Here is a 414-nt window from a genome sequence, read left to right on the forward strand (position 1 = left end):
TGGGGTGAAGTCGTAACAAGGTAACCGTAGGGGAACCTGCGGTTGGATCACCTCCTTACCTAACGATACGCATTGCGTAGTGTCCACACAGATTGTCTGATGAATGTAAACGAGCAAGAGCACCTGTTGATGTTATGAGTTTCGACTCATGCTGATGCGAAACGGTTAGATTTCGGTTTAATCGGAACTTCGTGTCCCCATCGTCTAGAGGCCTAGGACACTGCCCTTTCACGGCTGTAACAGGGGTTCGAATCCCCTTGGGGACGCCACTCCGATAATGTGTGAAAGACATTATCACTGAATATCTTAAAGATGACTTTAACGAGTCGTGTTTAAGATATTGCTCTTTAACAATCTGGAACAAGCTGAAAATTGAAACAATACAGCTGAAACTTATCTCTCCGTAGAAGTACT

At 44.7% G+C, this 414-nt stretch carries 1 tRNA gene and 1 rRNA gene; both read left to right on the forward strand.

Annotated elements, in window-relative coordinates:
• Positions 1-58 (forward strand): 16S ribosomal RNA (locus FTB31_RS11010); the annotation flags it as partial.
• A gap of 135 nt (positions 59-193) precedes the next feature.
• Positions 194-269, forward strand: a tRNA-Glu gene (locus FTB31_RS11015).
• Positions 270-414: the final 145 nt, after the last annotated feature.

The organism is Yersinia proxima (assembly GCF_902170785.1).
GTDB lineage: Bacteria > Pseudomonadota > Gammaproteobacteria > Enterobacterales > Enterobacteriaceae > Yersinia > Yersinia proxima.